This window comes from Neobacillus sp. SAB-20_R2A (assembly GCF_049568635.1).
GTDB classification, from domain to species: Bacteria; Bacillota; Bacilli; order Bacillales; family Cytobacillaceae; genus Neobacillus; species Neobacillus citreus.
On the sequence record NZ_CP145895.1, the window covers coordinates 3,737,457 to 3,754,624 of the forward strand.

Annotated in this window: 15 protein-coding genes and 1 riboswitch; of the genes, 2 read left to right on the plus strand and 13 right to left on the minus strand. The window is 44.4% G+C overall.

The features are described 5' to 3' along the window. Positions 1-16: 16 nt before the first annotated feature. The 6 genes from V5M37_RS18110 to V5M37_RS18135 all read right to left on the minus strand — a co-directional run bounded on the left by V5M37_RS18110 (position 17) and on the right by V5M37_RS18135 (position 7,042). Positions 17-1,555: an acyl-CoA carboxylase subunit beta gene (locus tag V5M37_RS18110; RefSeq protein ID WP_423798555.1), complete on the minus strand. Its 1,539-nt coding sequence runs from the start codon at positions 1,553-1,555 to the stop codon at positions 17-19. Positions 1,556-1,601: 46 nt separating this feature from the next. Then, complete coding sequence (locus tag V5M37_RS18115) at positions 1,602-2,789, minus strand: acyl-CoA dehydrogenase family protein (RefSeq protein ID WP_423798556.1); 1,188 nt, start codon at positions 2,787-2,789, stop codon at positions 1,602-1,604. A 242-nt stretch (positions 2,790-3,031) separates the two neighbouring features. Next, positions 3,032-4,180, minus strand: a complete 1,149-nt coding sequence (locus V5M37_RS18120; protein WP_423798557.1) for an acyl-CoA dehydrogenase family protein — start codon at positions 4,178-4,180, stop codon at positions 3,032-3,034. A 12-nt stretch (positions 4,181-4,192) separates the two neighbouring features. Continuing rightward, entirely contained in the window at positions 4,193-4,537 is a 345-nt protein-coding gene (locus V5M37_RS18125) for an AtuA-related protein (RefSeq protein WP_378584814.1), read from the minus strand. 3 nt (positions 4,538-4,540) lie between these two features. Next, entirely contained in the window at positions 4,541-5,905 is a 1,365-nt protein-coding gene (locus tag V5M37_RS18130) for an acyclic terpene utilization AtuA family protein (protein WP_423798558.1), read from the minus strand. 351 nt (positions 5,906-6,256) lie between these two features. Continuing rightward, on the minus strand, positions 6,257-7,042 hold the full coding sequence (locus V5M37_RS18135; RefSeq protein ID WP_423798559.1) for an enoyl-CoA hydratase/isomerase family protein: 786 nt from the start codon (positions 7,040-7,042) through the stop codon (positions 6,257-6,259). Between the two features lie 235 nt (positions 7,043-7,277). Here V5M37_RS18135 and V5M37_RS18140 point away from each other — a divergent pair, with 235 nt between their 5' ends. Then, entirely contained in the window at positions 7,278-9,416 is a 2,139-nt protein-coding gene (locus V5M37_RS18140; RefSeq protein WP_423798560.1) for a sigma 54-interacting transcriptional regulator, read from the plus strand. Between the two features lie 202 nt (positions 9,417-9,618). Here V5M37_RS18140 and V5M37_RS18145 read toward each other — a convergent pair whose 3' ends face one another. The 7 genes from V5M37_RS18145 to V5M37_RS18175 form a co-directional block, all read right to left on the minus strand. Then, entirely contained in the window at positions 9,619-11,187 is a 1,569-nt protein-coding gene (locus tag V5M37_RS18145; RefSeq protein ID WP_423798561.1) for a class I adenylate-forming enzyme family protein, read from the minus strand. A 14-nt stretch (positions 11,188-11,201) separates the two neighbouring features. Then, entirely contained in the window at positions 11,202-12,761 is a 1,560-nt protein-coding gene (locus V5M37_RS18150; protein ID WP_423798562.1) for an AMP-binding protein, read from the minus strand. A gap of 358 nt (positions 12,762-13,119) precedes the next feature. Then, on the minus strand, positions 13,120-13,848 hold the full coding sequence (gene queE / locus V5M37_RS18155) for a 7-carboxy-7-deazaguanine synthase QueE (RefSeq protein ID WP_423798563.1): 729 nt from the start codon (positions 13,846-13,848) through the stop codon (positions 13,120-13,122). Further along, positions 13,841-14,323, minus strand: coding sequence for a 6-carboxytetrahydropterin synthase QueD (gene queD, locus V5M37_RS18160; RefSeq protein WP_423798564.1), 483 nt, complete (start codon positions 14,321-14,323; stop codon positions 13,841-13,843). Before queD ends, queE begins: the two co-directional genes overlap by 8 nt. Positions 14,324-14,327: 4 nt before the next feature. Next, positions 14,328-14,987 carry a 7-cyano-7-deazaguanine synthase QueC gene (gene queC, locus V5M37_RS18165; protein ID WP_423798565.1) on the minus strand — a complete coding sequence of 220 codons (660 nt, stop codon included), beginning with the start codon at positions 14,985-14,987 and terminating at the stop codon, positions 14,328-14,330. Between the two features lie 52 nt (positions 14,988-15,039). Next, positions 15,040-15,082: riboswitch (PreQ1 riboswitch) on the minus strand. A 115-nt stretch (positions 15,083-15,197) separates the two neighbouring features. Further along, positions 15,198-15,500 (minus strand): MTH1187 family thiamine-binding protein, encoded by a 303-nt coding sequence (locus tag V5M37_RS18170; RefSeq protein WP_213119001.1) that lies wholly within the window; start codon positions 15,498-15,500, stop codon positions 15,198-15,200. Positions 15,501-15,582: 82 nt separating this feature from the next. Further along, the gene (locus V5M37_RS18175) at positions 15,583-16,161 is read right to left on the minus strand and encodes a nuclease-related domain-containing protein (protein ID WP_423798566.1); all 579 of its coding nucleotides are present in this window, start codon (positions 16,159-16,161) and stop codon (positions 15,583-15,585) included. A gap of 272 nt (positions 16,162-16,433) precedes the next feature. Here V5M37_RS18175 and V5M37_RS18180 point away from each other — a divergent pair, with 272 nt between their 5' ends. Beyond that, positions 16,434-16,742 (plus strand): DUF3870 domain-containing protein, encoded by a 309-nt coding sequence (locus V5M37_RS18180; RefSeq protein ID WP_423798567.1) that lies wholly within the window; start codon positions 16,434-16,436, stop codon positions 16,740-16,742. Positions 16,743-17,168 lie beyond the last annotated feature (426 nt).

The following is a 17,168-nucleotide window of genomic DNA, read 5'->3' on the forward strand; positions in this document are numbered from 1 at the left end:
ACCCCTAATCTTTTTCCTAACTCAAAATGGTTGAATGCTTTTTCGCCGGAAGCGGGAAATCTTTGTTTTCGAATGTTTCATAGCGGCGGATCAGCTCCTGGCGCAATTCACTTGGGACAACCAAATCGTCTACGACCAGCTCGCCTGATAGCTTAATAATGTCGTAGCTTGCACGGTATTCCTCTCGCAGCTTTTGCACCAAGGCGGCCCTTTCTTCCGGGTCAGCCACGGCTTTAATTTTGTTATAGTAAACAGCGTTGACCGCTGCTTCAGGACCCATGATGGCAATTTCCGCGGACGGCAGAGCAATCGTCGTATCCGGTTCATAGGCCGGACCTGCCATCGCATAAATCCCCGCACCATAAGCCTTCCGGACAATCACACACATTTTTGGAACATTGGCCGTAGAGCTTGCGAAAATAAAGTTCCGGCCTTTGCGAAGAATTCCTTCTTGCTCTACCTTTGTGCCGACCATGAACCCAGGGGTATCACATAAATACAGAAGCGGAATGTTGTAGGCATCACAAGTCCAGACAAATTTAGCACCTTTATCCGAAGACTCTGGAAAAATGGCTCCCCCCTTATGAAGTGGCTGATTAGCAACAATTCCAACCGTTTTTCCGTTCAAGCGGGCAAACCCGGTCACCAGCTCCTTTGCATAATTGGCTTTGACTTCAAGGAAGCTGTCACCGTCAACAATCGATTCGATTAATTTCCGGACATCGTAGGCGCGGTTTGGTTCGACAGGAATAATATTGTCTATTTCGGCTGGATTTCGTGTTGGTTCCTTAGCTGGAAATTCCTGCAGCTTTCCGTCAAAATGATCAGGCAGATAGCTTAGTAGTTTCTTAACAAGCTCGGCTGCTTCTTCTTCAGATTTCGCGATAAAGTCAGCCGACCCGCTTTTGGTTGTGTGCATTGTGGCGCCGCCCAGTTCCTCGACATCCACCTGCTGCCCTGTCGCCATTTGGACCATTCTTGGCGAGGCAATCGCCATTCCAGAAATTTTGTCGACCATAATGACAAAGTCGGAAAAAACCGGCATATAGGCGGTCCCCGCAAAGCATGGACCGTAAAGTACAGCAATCTGCGGGACACGTCCGGACAGCATGCTGTGGTTATACCAAATCTTCCCGCCTGAATACTTCTCCACATGGTAGCCTCCGGCTTCGTCAATCCTTCCTCCAGAGGAATCAATCATATAGACAATCGGCCGTCTTCCGCGAATCGCTGCCTCTTGAATCCGCAGGATTTTCTCGCCATGGAATTTGCCGATGGAGCCTGCCTTAACGGTATAGTCGCTGGCCATGAAAAATACAAGTCGGTCATTGATTTTGCCTGTGCCCGTTACTACCCCGTCCGCAGGTAACTTTTCCTTTGTGGCGTTGGCAAATAAACCAGTTTCATAATAAGGCTGTTCATCGTCGAAATAGAGCCTAAGCCGATCCCGGACAAACAGTTTTCCAATCTTCTTTATTTTGTCGTGGTCAGGTCCGCCCTGATAAATGCGTTCACGTTCCGCGAGGATTTTTCGTTCACGTTCCAAGGTCAGCACTCCTTTGGTAGGTTTTGAGATTGCAAGCTTCGATTTGGATTGGTTTTTAAGACTTCGGGGCCTTATTCGCCGGGACTTCCACGGGTGTCAGGATCCCCAGCTGTTTGGTAAGTATTTCATTCATGATTTGTGTCGTGCCGCCGCCGATAGTTTGAATCCTGGCATCACGCCACAACCGCTGAATCGGGTATTCCATCATATACCCATTGCCACCATGAATTTGCACCGCTTGGTCGCAAACACGATTCACCATTTCGCTGGCAACTGCCTTTGCCATTGTCGCTTCCGTGACACAGTTTTTCCCTTGACTGTACAAGTAAAGAGCCCGGTAAGTAAGGTTCCTAGCTTTTTCAATATCGACAGCCATGTCGACCATCTTGTGGCGCAACACCTGAAACTCCGAGAGTGGCTTGTTGAATTGGATTCTTTCCTTACTGTATTGGACCGTTAGCTCGAGTGCCTTCTCAGCCGCTCCGATGCAACCCAACGCTAGAATTAGCCGCTCATACTGAAAATTTTTCATTATATAAACGAAGCCTTCATTCTCCTCACCAATCAAGTTTTCCTTCGGCACGATGACATTGTCGAAAAAAAGTTCCCCGGTATCTGAAGAGCGCCATCCTAATTTTTTCAGGCTTTTTCCAACCGAATAACCATCTGAATTAGTCTCAACAATAAATAAACTTATATTGCGATGCTGCGGGCCTTCCTTTGTCTTCGCGGCAACAATCACATAATCTGCGTTTACGCCATTCGTAATGAAGGTCTTCGAACCATTCAGGACATAATAGTCGCCATCTTTTTTAGCAGTTGTTTTAATGGCGGCCACATCGGACCCGCCACCCGGCTCGGTTACCGCCAGTGCTGAGATGGCCTCCCCTTTAATCCCTGGTACGAGGTACTTCAGCTTTTGTTCGTGATTCCCATAACGCCAAATATTGGTCATGGCAATGGTTGTATGCGAGCCAATCGCCGCACCGACCCCGCCTGCACCGCATCTTGCGAGTTCTTCGGTAAATACAGCTTCCATGACAACATCAAGACCACTGCCGCCATACTCCTCCGGAAATTTAATCCCAAGAAAGCCCAGCTCCCCCATTCGTTTATACAGGCTTCTCGGCGTCTGACCGTCTTTTTCCCATTGTTCAATGTTGGGGGTTATTTCTTTTTCCACAAAGGAGCGAACCGTTTTCCGAAACATGTTATGTTCGTCCGTAAAAATCCAGTGACCCATCATACCCCTCCTTTTCCTTCTTTTAGGCTGGTTCTTTCATTGATATCCGCCGAATTTGGGGACTTATCCGCCTTAATTGAAAATGTATCCGCCAATTTCGGAGACTTATCCGCCAAACTCTACCAATTTCCGCTAAATATTAATAGTTATCCGCCAAACTCTATTTCATGACCGATTTTCCTTCTAAAAATCAGGTAATATTTCTTTAATCAGCCCACCCAAACCCTCTAAAGTTACCTTTTTTATAACCCCATCTGCTTCGCAATAATCTCCTTCATAATTTCATCCGTGCCGCCGCCAATTCTCGGCAGCCTGCTGTCCCTCCAAGCACGTTCGATCGGATATTCCGACATATAGCCATTTCCGCCAAAGATTTGCAGTGCGCGGTCCGCGACCCAATGCGACATCTGAGCGGCTGCCAATTTTGTCATCGAGATTTCTTTGGACGGCTCCTCACCTTTTGAGAACCGGTAGGCAGTCGCATAGGTCAATTCCTTACATGCCTCAATTTGCGTTTTCATTTCGGCAAGCAGGTGGGCTATGACCTGGAAATTGCCGATTGGCTGGTTGAAGGCAATTCTTGTTTTGGCATAGTTAAGCGCCATTTCATAGGAATGTTCAGCACCACCGATAGCGCCAGCCGCGCCAACCATGCGCTCCCCCTGCAACTGCCACATGATTTGATAAAAGCCCTTACCCTCTTCCCCCAGCAGGTTTTCATGAGGAACACGGACATTATCGAAAATCAGCTCTGCTGTATCAGAAGAACGCATTCCGACCTTGTCGAGCTTTTTCCCGACAGAGAAACCAGGACGATTCGTCTCCACTAAGAACAACGTTATTCCCTTCGGACCCGGATCATCAGATGTTCTCGTAACGAGAGTGATGAAATCCGCCCGCGTCCCATTGGTAATGAAGGTTTTCGCCCCATTAATGACCCATTCGTCGCCTTCTCTTCTGGCCCGCGTTTGAATCCCCATGACATCCGAGCCGTTGTTCGGTTCGGTAATCCCGATGGCCGCAATCTTTTCCCCTCTCAGAGCCGGTTTGAGGAAGCGTTCATGCTGGTCCTTAGTTCCAAACTTATAAATCGGCGGCGTGGCCATATCGGTTTGGACAGCTATTGCCATCGGAACACCGCCGCAGCCGCATTTATTCAATTCCTCCGCCAGGACAATTCCGGAAAAATAATCCCCGCCTTGGCCGCCAACCTCTTCAGGATAATGCAAACCAAGAAGCCCCAGTTCCCCCATTCTCGTAAAGACGGATCGTGGAAATTCCCCCTGTTCCTCCCATTCATCCACATACGGCGCAATTTCATTTTCTACAAATTTACGAATCATTTTTCGAAGCTGGTCATGTTCTTCCGTAAAATATGGTTCATATGGCATCACTTGTTCACCTCATTTTCTTAGTTCTGCTAATAAAGAATCATCCACTTCTAATTCGAGCCGCATCATATTCGCACCAAAGCACTTGCCGAGATTATCCAGCCTTAATGAGGCTGAACCGCCGCCCTCTAATGCCTCCTTACAAACAAAGTTAAGCGCAAGAATGTTTGGCAGTTCGTAGCGGGCCACTTCTCCCTCCACAAGTCCTATAAAATGCTCTTTCACCCGCTCAGTAGTTAGTTTTTCTAAAAAAATTTGATAGATGGCCGGGTTCGGGGCAAACACACCGATATTCACCATGTTTCCTTTATCCCCGGAACGAGTTTGTGCGATGTCTCTCAGCTTGACGATAGCCATTGTTTACACCTCCTGCACTTCAACTTTCACAAGATTTTCAACCTCATTCCGTGGAATCAGTGTCGACCACATCCCGAGTAACGCCCGTGGAGAAGAGTTGCCCGTGAAACCGCTCATTGATGGAGGACCATTCAAAGCCAGCGGCGGGAAGAGCCTGCTAAATCGGGCCGCTTCCTGCTTCGTCTTTGCTTTGACCGCCATCCGTAAATACACCTCATTTAATTCCTGCTCAGGTTCAAAAGCGAGAGGACCGCTTAAAGAGTTGTATCCTAGGAAATCAGTGCGAACTTCCTCATAGTTCCACCGGTACTTTTCTAGCTGCGTGCGAATGATTTCATCTACCTTTTTTGCTTTTTGCAAGGCATCAGGCCAGGCGAACCCGACAACCACTTGCGCGGCATAGCCATTTTCATAGCCCATGACGACTTTTAATGTATCTGTCCGCGGTTTACCTCTCACCCCGGTCACCGTCACCTGATTCAGCCCGCTATTTTCCAAATGAACGCCGGTTAAATCGACGATAACGTCAGGGGTAATATAGGCCGACGGATCGTGAATTTCGTAAAGCATCTGTTCTTTTACCGTATCAACTGTGACTAAGCCACCTTGTTCTTCCACCTTACTAATGGTAAATTCACCATTTTCCGATACCTCGGCAATTGGGTAGCCCATTCGGTCAAAACCTTCGATATCCTGCCAATTGCCGCTGAAATTCCCGCCTGTTGATTGCGCCGAACACTCGAGCAAATGCCCCATAAAAATCCCGCTTGCAAGCTTATCCCACTCGTCTTCTTTCCAATCATATTCATAGATTAACGGCGCTAAAAACTGAGCGGTATCCGTCGTCCGTCCAGTAACAACGATGTCTGCGCCGGCCCGTAATGCTTCGACAATCGGCTTGGCACCAATATAGGCGTTGGCAAACTCCAATCTGTCTTTAACTGCCTCGATTCTTTCACCTGTTTCAAGATGATTAAGGGAATATCCCTTTTCTAAAAACTCAGGGATTCGGTCCAGTACATTGTCCCCGGTCACGACCGCGACTTTTAAACCGCTCATCCCCATTTCTCTAGCTACTCTTAAAATTTCCTGTTGAGCGCCAAGCGGGTTGATGCCGCCGCCATTCGTTAACAGCTTAATACCCTTTTCCTTTACAAATGGCAGCAGCGCCTTCATTTGCAGCGGCAAATCCTTGGTGAAGCCGGCCTGCTCATTTTTTCGTTTATCTTTAACCAGGATGGCCATCGTCAGCTCGGCCAGGGCGTCGAAACAAAGATATTGCACATTCCCTTTTGCCGCGGTTGCAACAGCCGCTTCGATGCTGTCCCCATAAAAGCCCTGGGCAGCCCCAATGCGTACCTTTTTCATGACAAATTTCTCCTTTCAGTAGTCGGTGCTTAGCTTTATTTGATGTAAAACTACATTGCACAGCGAATTTCGGGGTTCAATCGGCGAATTTTATCGTGCTATCGGCGAATTTCACCTATCAATCAGCGAATCTCAGCAATTTATCGGCGAATTCTACGATTCTATCGGCGAATCCCTTCGTTCTCTTCCCAAATCTCACCATTCGATGCGATTCCCATCGTTCTATTGGCGAATTTCACGATTCTATTGGCGATTCGGACGCTTCTATTGGCGAATTACACCGTTCTATTGGCGAATTTCTCCGTTCTATTGGCGAATCCCCCATTTCTATTAGCGACTCAAAAATCCACCCTATTTCCCCGCCCAATTCGGCTGTCTTTTTTCCAGAAAAGCGGATGCCCCTTCTTTTAAATCCTCACTCATAAACGATACAAGCCTAAGCGTCGTCAAATAATCAAAAGATTTCAGTAAATCCATCTGCTCGGTTGTAAAAAAAGCATCCAAACTGAGCTTGACCGCGAGCGGACTGAAACTCGCCACCTGCCTAGCCAGCTTCATCGTTTCCGCCTCAAGCTCATCCGGTTTTACAACTCGATGAACAAGGTTTAATTCCTTCGCCTGCTCCGCCGTAAAAATCTCCGCAGTCAGCATCAGCTCCATCATCTTCCGGTCGCCGACCGCCCGCCGGACCCAAGGCATAATCACGAACGGCACCAGTCCCAATCTCAGTTCGGTTAAACCAAGCTTGGCTTCAGTTGAGGCGATGGCAATATGGCACATCGCCACAAGCCCTGTTCCGCCCCCCAACGCCGGCCCATTAACGCTGGCAATCAACGGAGTGGTGACTTCAGCACCCAGCTTGAATAATTCCGTACTTTCGCGCCCTTCAAAATAATGCTCCGGGGCTGTTTTCTCGAAATTTTTTTTAAAATCATTCAGGTTACCGCCAGCCGAAAACGCCGAACCGGCACCGGTAAGGATAATTGCGCGGATCTCCGGATTCTGGTCCGCCTCCCTAATCGCCAAAGTAAGCTCTCGAGTCGAGTCCTGTGTCAGCGGGTTTCTCATTTCCGGTAAATTCAACGTTATTTTGACAACGTTTTCAATTTCTTCATAAAGAATCGTTTCATAGGCCATGTCATTCACCTCTTAAATAGGAGTATCAATATACATGTTGCAAAAAACGTGCCAACCTCTTTTAAGGCAAACATCCTCTATTTCTCATGAAAAAATAAACACCTTGTGCACAAAAGTGAACAATTGTTTAAAGATGTGTACACTGTAGCGATTGTTTTATTTAAATGTAAGCGCTATAATTATAAATGTGTGAAAAGTATTAATTTTCAGATTAACGTGGAGGTGTCTCTTTCGATTGAAAGTTAGTAGCTTTACAACCGTTAATTTTGTGCAATTATCCCTTGAAAGCACGATTCGCGACGCCATTTCTGCGTTTTTATCCCGTCGGGTGGACATCGGCTGTGTAACCACCGAAGACAGGAAATTGCTTGGAATTCTACATAAAAATGCGATTTATCGAGCGTTGTTTGAAAACACACCTCTAGATTCTTCCATTCGGCCACTCATAAAACAAAACGTTGTCACGATTCAAAAAGACCAGACTTTGCTTGATGCAAGAGAAATTATGATCAAAGGCAATGTCAGTCAGGCCGTCGTCCTCGACCAGCAGCAAAATGTATTTGGAATCATGTCAAAGCTGGATTTGGTGTACTCAAACATGACCGCCTTGGAAGATACACTGAACCGCATGAAATCACTGGTTGAAAACCTGCAGGATGCGGTTATTTCCGTAGACTCCAACCTAAAAATCACAACCTTTAACCACACCGTTATAGACCTGCTGCAATTGAATGGCAAAACGCTGCTGAATGCTCCCATTGACCTGTTTCTCCCCGATTTCCGAAAAGGGTTAATTGAGACCATGAAAACGGGTCAAATTCAACAGGCAAAACGTTTCAGTTTTAAAGACCTCACAGTAATCGCTTCCTTTATTCCTATCAGAGAACTTAACCGTATTACCGGCGCTATGGTGGTTTTGCGAGACGTCACCTCCTATGAAATCATTGCTGCTGAATTGGAGACGACTAATCAGCTTAAGAAGATTCTCGACAGCGCCCTAGAGCTTGCTTATGACGGAGTGGCTGTAACAGACAAGCACGGGCTGATCACGATGGCCAATCAAGGGTTTATGGATTTGTTTTCCCTTGACCAGCAAGACCAGCTTCTCGGTACCCCTATTTCAAAAATAGCACCCCAGCTTCCTTCTGAACTCAGCTTGAAAATGGATAAAAAAATTGAGGGAAAACTTATTGAAATCAACAAACGGAAATGCATTGTCGCGCAAATGCCCATCTACCAGGATGGCCAAAAACTGGGAGCCATTTTTAAAATCATTTTTCGGCAGCTCGAAGCTTGGCGAGACCTTCTTTTTCACATGGAAAAATTAGAAAGTGAGATTTCTTTTTACCGTGGAGAATTATCCCGTATTTCCAAAGATACGGACCCATTTGCTCACGTCATCTCTCAGAATTCACAAATGGAAAAATTCAAGCAGGATGCGGTGATTGCGGCAAAATCTTTATCGAATGTGTTAATTACCGGAGAAAGCGGGACCGGCAAAGAGCTGATCGCCGAAGGGATTCACCGGGTGTCTGGCTGCAAAGGCGCCTTTATTAAGGTGAATTGCGGGGCCATTCCTGAGGAATTGCTGGAATCTGAATTCTTTGGCTATGCGGATGGCGCGTTTACCGGAGCGAAAAAAGGAGGAAAGCCCGGCAAGTTTGAACTGGCTAATAATGGAACACTGTTTCTCGATGAAATCGGCGAAATGCCTGTCTCCCTGCAAGTAAAACTGTTGAGGGTCCTGCAGGAACAAGAATTTGAAAGAATCGGCGACACTAAAACCACCAAGGTAAATGTCCGGATTATTTCTGCCACTAACAAGGACTTGACGGAGCTTGTAGAGCAGGGAAAATTCAGAGAAGATCTCTATTACCGGATTCATGTCATTCATTTACACATCCCGCCATTAAGAGAACGACTCGATGACATCCCTGTATTGTGCCGCTATTTTATCAATAAAATTAATTTCAAAACGAAAAGGAACATTATCGGCGTCTCTCCGGAAGTAGCAAGCAGCTTGCAGCACTTCCACTGGCCCGGGAATATCAGGCAATTGGAAAATGTCTTGGAAAGGGCCTTCCATTACAGTAGTTCGGAATGGATTGAAATCGAACATCTTCCACAAGAATTGAAATTACTGCCTCAAGAGCCGGAACTTTCTCCAAAATCTAAAGCAACCGAGTCCCAGTTTCCTATTGACCGGAAGCAATCCATCAGTCGGACGGAAAAGGAAGTAATCCTGCAAGCTTTAAAAAAATGCCGAGGAAACCGTACAAAAGCCGCTGAATTGCTAGGAATCAGCCGAACAACACTATATCAGAAAATGAAAAGGTATCAGATTATTGAAGAATTGGAGTTTCGCTTTACCTAGGGGCTGTTTTCGTCTTCAACCAATCCTTTTTGGAGTGTATCTTTACACTCTATCGGCGAATTTTGAGATTCTATCGGCGAATTCTATGTGTTTATCGGCGAATCTTCGAGTTCTATCGGCGAGTTTGCAGGTTCTATCAGCGAATCGCTAACTATCCCACAAAAACAACCACACGGGCACAGCCCCATGTGGTTGTTTTTCCTCACTGCAGCTGTTTCAAATATTGCTCCTTCAGCGCAGATTTTTGGATTTTGCCCGCTGGTGTCTGCGGGAGCTGGCTGACAAACACAACCTGCCTCGGCACCTTGTAATCGGCTAAATGCTGCTGACAAAATGATTTGACTTCTTCCTCGGTCATGGCCGCCCCCTCTTTTGGGATAATGTAATAACGACCCACTTCACCAAGGAATGAATCGGGCACGCCAATTCCGGCAGCAAAACCTATTTTCGGATGCGCCATCAGGATATTTTCCACCTCGACAGGATAGACATTATAGCCGCCCTGAATGTACATTTCCTTTTTCCGCCCTTTTAAAATCACATACCCTTCATGATCCAAATACCCCATGTCACCGGTATAAAGCCAGCCATCCTTAGAAAATGCCAGCCTTGTTTCTTCTTCCAGTTCAAAATACCCCTTCGCCCGGCAGTTTCCCTTTACCGCTACTTCTCCGACTTCGCCGCTTGCAAGCTCCTTTTGTTCCGCATCGACAATCTTCAAGCTAAAATCGCCAATTGGAACGCCGATACTTTGCTGCACTTTTTCAAGAGAGTCCGTTAACCTAGTCATGATGCAGGCACCGGATGTTTCACTTAGGCCATATAAATTGATGATTTTGGCGTTTGGAAATTTCGTTTCGATCATTTCACATTGGGTAGGGTCGACATTGGATCCGCCAGCTATACACACCTTAACGGAACTAAGGTCATACTGGTTAATATTTTTATGGTTTAATAGCATGTGATACATCGTAGGCACTCCGCCAAAGACGGTTGGCTTGACCTGATGTATGACTTGCAGGACCTTTTCCGGAATAAACTCAGGTACTAGGACAATACTGCCAAAGCTTACTAATAAGGCATGAACCGCACAGGTAATGCCTCCGACATGGTTTAACGGTAAACTCCCTACTGTGCAATCCCCCACTCCAAGCGACAAATGGTCTGCCTGGGCTTTGGCCGACGCCAGAATACTGCGGTTGGTGATCATCGTCCCCTTTGGCTTTCCGGTGGTACCGGATGTATAGATGACAACGGCCGTATCCTCTTCCAACACCGCTTGCTTTGCGGACTCAAGCCTTCCCCGCTCAAGCGGCCGAGCCAACAACTCTTCAAAGGATAGACTTCCTTCGAACCCATAGCCTATGAAAATATATTTTTCCAGTGTTGGAACCTTATCTTGAAATTTCTCGAAAAATTGGACAAAATTAAAGCCCTGATGGCCAGAAATGGAAACAATCCCTTTTGCTTTTGAATTGTTCAGCATATACTCAAGCTCTGAATCTCGGTAACGGACATTCAGGGTCACCACACCGACTCCGATTTTGGCAGCAGCGAAATACGTAAACAGCCATTCCAGTTGGTTTAACGCCAAAATGGCCATTTTGTCGCCTCTCTCAAATCCCTCCTGGAGAAGGGCAGACGCCAATACATCGGTGACGTCATCCAGTTCCTTATAAGTAATCCGTTGGTCTTCATAAATTAAAAATGGCTTATTCGGGAACCGATCAACGGCATTCGCCAATACTTTATGAACTATCCAGTCCTGCAAAAACATCCCCCCTTTTAAACTACTGGATTATTAGAATATAGATTTTTAAATTGCTCCCGCAACACATTCTTTTGGATTTTTCCGGTCGTTGTCTGCGGAAGCTCGGTTACTATTAACACCTCTTTTGGGACTTGGAAGGTCCCTAGATGTTCTTTGCAATGTTTAAGGATTTCCTCTTTCGTCGCTACCTCCCCAGGTTTTAACACAACAAATGCCGTAACTGCCTCAATCCAGCGTTCATGCGGCAAACCGACTGCTACCGCATTTAATACTTTTGGATAAGACAATAGCGCTTGTTCTACCTGAATAGATGCTACATTTTCCCCGCCAGTCTTAATCATGTCCTTCTTCCTGTCCACAAAAACTAGCAGCCCATCCTCGTCAAAGTACCCTAAGTCCCCGGTATGATGCCAGCCGAACTGCCGTGACCGCTTCGTTTCTTCCGGATTATTAAGATAACCGGCCATAACATTTGGACCGCGGTGAACGATTTCACCCACTTCATTTTTTCCTAGCAGGTTTCCATTGTCGTCCATTATCGCGATGTCCGTAATCAAGGATGCTGTCCCCCAATATGGACCTGATTTTCGCAGTTGGTCCTCAGGTTTAAATACACAGGTAGCCGGATACATTTCGGTCTGTCCCGACCCTAATGCAAACTCACATCCTAGTTCACTGATTCCTTTTTCCAGCGTATTGCGGTCCATAGGGGCCATGGCGTAGAGGCAATAGCGCAGGCTTGATAGGTTATATTTTTTAAAAGAAGGATGGTAGAGAAATGCCCGGTACATCATCGGCAGGCCAAACATCCAGGTGATCTTTTCCTTCTCGACTGTTTTCATAAAGGACTCCGGTTCTAAGCCTTGGATTACCACAACTGTTGCGCCTAAGTGGAAAAAGGACGAGACAAGCGTGTGCTGAGCACAATGGAACACGGGCATCATCATCGTCGCAATATCGTCCTTCGCCATCCCCGCTTCAATAATATTGGCCAGACTGGCAATAAACACAGCTTGATGGTTAATGAGGACTCCTTTCGGTGAGCCAGTCGTTCCACTAGTAAACATGATTTGGGCCAGGTCACGGTCCCCAATCTCCACTTCCGGTTCTTCCGTATGGTCGGAATTTAAGGCATGCTCAAATTTTTCAGCCTCAGTGGCACCCTTTCCAATAATGAGCAATTCCGGACACATGCTTGAAAATTCTTCTTTTTTGTCCTGTAAAAATCCCTCGTCACAGATAAGGACTTTTGCGCGGACCTCTGCAAGAATATACGACTTTTCGTTAAAGGATACCCCTGGATTAATCGGAACCCACACCAAACCCGCCTTTGCGATTCCAAAAATGGCAACCAGAAACTGCCAACTATTTCCGCAAATAGTGGCAACCGAATCTCCTTTTTCTAACCCGAGGTCCAACAGGTAGTTCGCAAAGCGGTTGCAATCTTCATTAAACTCTTGATAGGAAATCCTTTTATCCCCTGAAATGATGGCCGTTTTGGCTGGATTTTTGGCTGCCGTCCTGCGCACAATATCGCCGATGGCCACTCGATTTAAGATGGTGATTTCACTCATGAGCTTCCCCCCGTTTTTCAAATTACTCCTTAATACATGAAATCGCTTCCATTTTTACTTACGTTAAAAAATCTTCATTCCGATTAACAAAGGTTAATTTCTTTATCCGATTGCCTTCCAATCTTACATGTTCAGAATCCTCCTTAACTATGGTTTCAATACCTACTTTAAGAAATGCAAGAATTGTACCAGTTATTACAAATGGTGCACATACTTTCTGACGCCATATATATACAGTTTTCTCCTTGAACAAATGTTATAAAAAAAACACAGTTGTATAGTTTTATAAACAGTTTGATTGTGATGGTAAAAAACAAATAAAAAGCGATGCCGCCATGGACATCGCCTGTTTTTCCACCTAAACTCCTCTTTTATTTCCCCACAAAAAAGTATGCAATTGCGGAAGAACCTTCACATTATTCATTTCGGAGTCCTGCATGACCTTGTCTATCAGTCTTTCATATTTATTAATAAGATGCAGAAGCAGCTCCTGATTATCCATTGTTGACAGATGATCATTACCAACCTGTACAAAGAAGGGAACATCCGGATAACGGAAATGGACTGCTCTGGCATATTCATAATCAAGATCATCAAATACCACAATCTTTAAGCTGAATTGTTGCGCTAAATCATTTTGTGTAAGTTTCCCAATGATTTCATCTAAAATTTCAAAATCCGTCTCCATTTTTGAGCTTGGCGGCTTGGGGGAAATGGTTAATTCATCAATCTCATAAAACCACTCCTGCCACCTGCTCCCTTGGGTTTCGAGACCAATTTTTATTTGATTATCTTTTAGGATCTTAATGAATTCATCGAGATTTTTCAATAACGCAGGATTACCGCCTGAGATCGTGACAAAGGAGAAATTCTTACCGCCGATTCGCTTCATCTCTTCCCAAATTTCCTCTGCTTCCATCATGCGAATATCATTTTTACCGGTGCCATCCCAGGTAAAGGCGGAGTCGCACCAGCTGCAGGAATAATCACAGCCAGCAGTTCTTACAAACATCGTTTTCTGGCCGATGACCATCCCTTCCCCTTGGATGGTAGGTCCGAAAATTTCCATTACGGGTATTTTACTCAACTTCCATCCACTCCCGTCTAGCTTCCGCATAGCTTGTCGGTGTCTCAAACAACCGGACAAATTCCACTCTTGCGCCGCTATACTGATTCTTCCGCTCTTCTTTCGTAAGCGCCTCAGCCATCTTTTCATAAATCCAGACCACCATGTTTTCAGCCGTGGTATTCATTGGCGGTAAGGTTTCATTTAAATAGCGATGATCCAGATGAATTTCAATTTCATTTTTCCAAATGTCTTTAATGTCCCCGAAATCCATCATCAAGCCACGGTCATCAACGTAGCCGCTGATTCCAAAAATGACTTTATACGTATGGCCATGAAGGTTTTTGCATTTGCCTTCATAGCAATGCAAATGATGGGCAGCATCAAAGGTGAATTCTTTGCTCACAAGAACACGTTTCTGATGGTATTTCAATTGACTGCGGTTGATATCTTCATCTATTTTTTGGAGTTTATCGACAATCCGAAAGCCATACATTGCGTTACAACTCCTCTCGTGTGCTTAAATATTGATCAAGGCCGCGTTTTCTTAGTTTACAAGCCGGGCATTCACCGCAGCCATCCGCAATGATCCCGTTATAGCAGGTTAAGGTTTTTTCCCTAACAAAATCCAAGGCATTCAGATTATCTGCCATTTGCCAGGTTTCAGCTTTGTCCAGCCACATTAATGGGGTATGAATAACAAATTCCTTGTCCATCGACAGGTTCAATGTGACATTTAAGGATTTTATAAAAACATCACGGCAATCAGGATAACCGCTAAAATCCGTTTCACAAACACCGGTAACAATGTGCTTAGCCTCAACCTGGCTTGCCAGTACCCCTGCAAAAGAGATGAATAACAGGTTCCGTCCAGGTACAAAAGTGGAAGGCAATTCACCATTTTCTCCATCCTTCACCTCAATGTCCTTACGTGTTAAGGCGTTTGGTGCCAGTTGGTTTAACAATGACATATCTAAAATATGATGCTCTATTCCAAGTTCATTCGCGATATTTTGGGCACACTCAATTTCAAGTTTGTGCCTTTGATTATAGTTAAACGTAACCGCCACTACTTCTTCAAATTGTTCCAATGCCCAAAACAAACAGGTGGTGCTATCCTGTCCGCCGCTAAAAACTACAACTGCTTTATCTTTCTTCATCATAAATTCTCCTTTAAATAGAAAAACAGGACTACTAAAGAAAGCAGTCCTGTTTTCCTTAGTTTTTTAAAGAGGGTAGCTAGAACCTCTACCGCAGGGTGCGGATTTTTTATATGACTATTCGATTATAAACCATTTCTATCAATTTTCAATCTATCTTTCGAGATTTTTTCGGTTTTGTACCCTTTTCAAAAAAAATTCACTCTGACCTTACAATTTTGTTTGTACTGACTGCAACTTCCGCTCCATTGAATGTTCCTTGTCACGGCGATCATCAATTCGTAGATTGGTGCAGACTCTTTGCAAGCCTTTCTGGAATGGGACCTCGTGAATTTCTTGAACAATTTCTAAGAGTAATTTTAAATCCCCTTCAATCAATGTGCTCATCGGGGTTAGTTGATACTTTACTCTGTCCTCATATCGCTGAAGAACTTTATGTATTTCCGCCACATACTCGCTGACACTTGTTGTGCCTGTCCCTACAGGGATAACCGTTATATCAATGATAGCCATCGCTTCATCCTCCTAATTCTTTATATAAAAAGAATATCATATGAAATGGTAAGGACAAAAATTCGCAGACTTAGTTAGCAAATTATCTTTTCATTTGAATCTGTTTAATATGGGCCTGTTTAACGTTAGAATCTGCCAGAGAAAATTTATGTAAAATAGTGTACATCCGGTCGATTTCTATTTGTGTCATTATATTCCTTGTATTGGTAATTTCTTTTTTTATTGATGAAAGCATGGCATTTCTTTTTAAAACCTTTACGTTTTGGGAAGTAACATTTATTTTCTTAAGTGTGCAACGCTCACTAAAAACGATATACGATTTAATAAGGTATTCATCCCCTCTTCCCAATGTGGACTTCAATGCAGTTATGTGTGCTTTATTCTGCCAGACCGGATTAAAGAATTTCTCTTTTTGTTTGTTCGGAAAAACCTGCATCCAATTTTTACTTTTTTCATCGCCAAAAATCCAGCCGCTGTAGTTTTTGGATTCAAAGACATAAAGACCTGTTTCGTGGAGCATGATTAAATCTACTTCTGTGGTTGTTCCATCATATTTTGGTAAATAAAGATTGGTTAAGAGCCTTTTAGGTCCCTTTAATTTTTCTAGTTCCGCAAAAGTTAAAAATTCTCCGTAATTTCCCTTATCAAATAATGTTTTCAAGAAAGTATTCCCACTTGCTTGTTGATAGCTTGAGTTTTTAAATTTTAGGTATTTGGGCACAAAAAATAAGAGTACCAATAACAAAAATAGAATAATAAGACTCATTTCCTTTTTCCTTCTTTCTAAATATCATTACAAGACTATGATACTAAATTTTTGACGAAAAGGGACAATTTACCTATTTTTATCAGAAGGAATTTTTAAAAATTATTATCTTATCAATTCTTCATTTTTATATTATTCTAAAAATAAAACCTCTGGAGGAAATCAGAATGAATACCTATTTTATAGCCGGTCACGCCAAGCTGCCAACCGGTATGGCTGCCAGAAGCATTTATGAAACGCTGACGATTACGGCTGAGATTGATAAGCATTATGGAGTGATCGTGGATGCATCCTGTACGCTGGCTACGGAACATGGTCGTGATTATATTTCTAGGCTGTTGAAGGGGTATAGTTTACGTCATGGAATTGACAAGCCACTCGAAGACTTAAAGAATGGCTATTTAGGAAAAGCCAATCACGCCCTGATTGCAGCGCTGAAGGATTTGTACAAGCAATATGAGACTATGAAACAATGACTATTTCGACGATATCCATGGCGAGTATTTTGGGATGACCATTGCCAATTGGAGTTAAGGGGGTGGCCTTATACCTTTTTATAGGGCCATTTTTTATTTTTTCCCCCTCTGTGCTGATCTTATGACCATTTCATAGGACACTTCCTCTCATCTTTCACTGCCGTTCTGGTCTTATAACCCTTTCATAAGACACTTCCGATTACCTTTTTCCTCCAATTTGGTCTTATAACCCTTCCATAAGACCACTTCCTCCCATCTTTAACTGCCCTTCTGGTCTTATAACTCTTTCATAAGACCATTTCCGCTCACCTTTTCCTTCCAATCTGGTCTTATAACTCTTTTATAAGACCACTTCCTCCCATCTTTAACTGCTATTCTGGTCTTATGGCCCTTTCATATGACACTTCCTCTCATCTTTCACTGCCG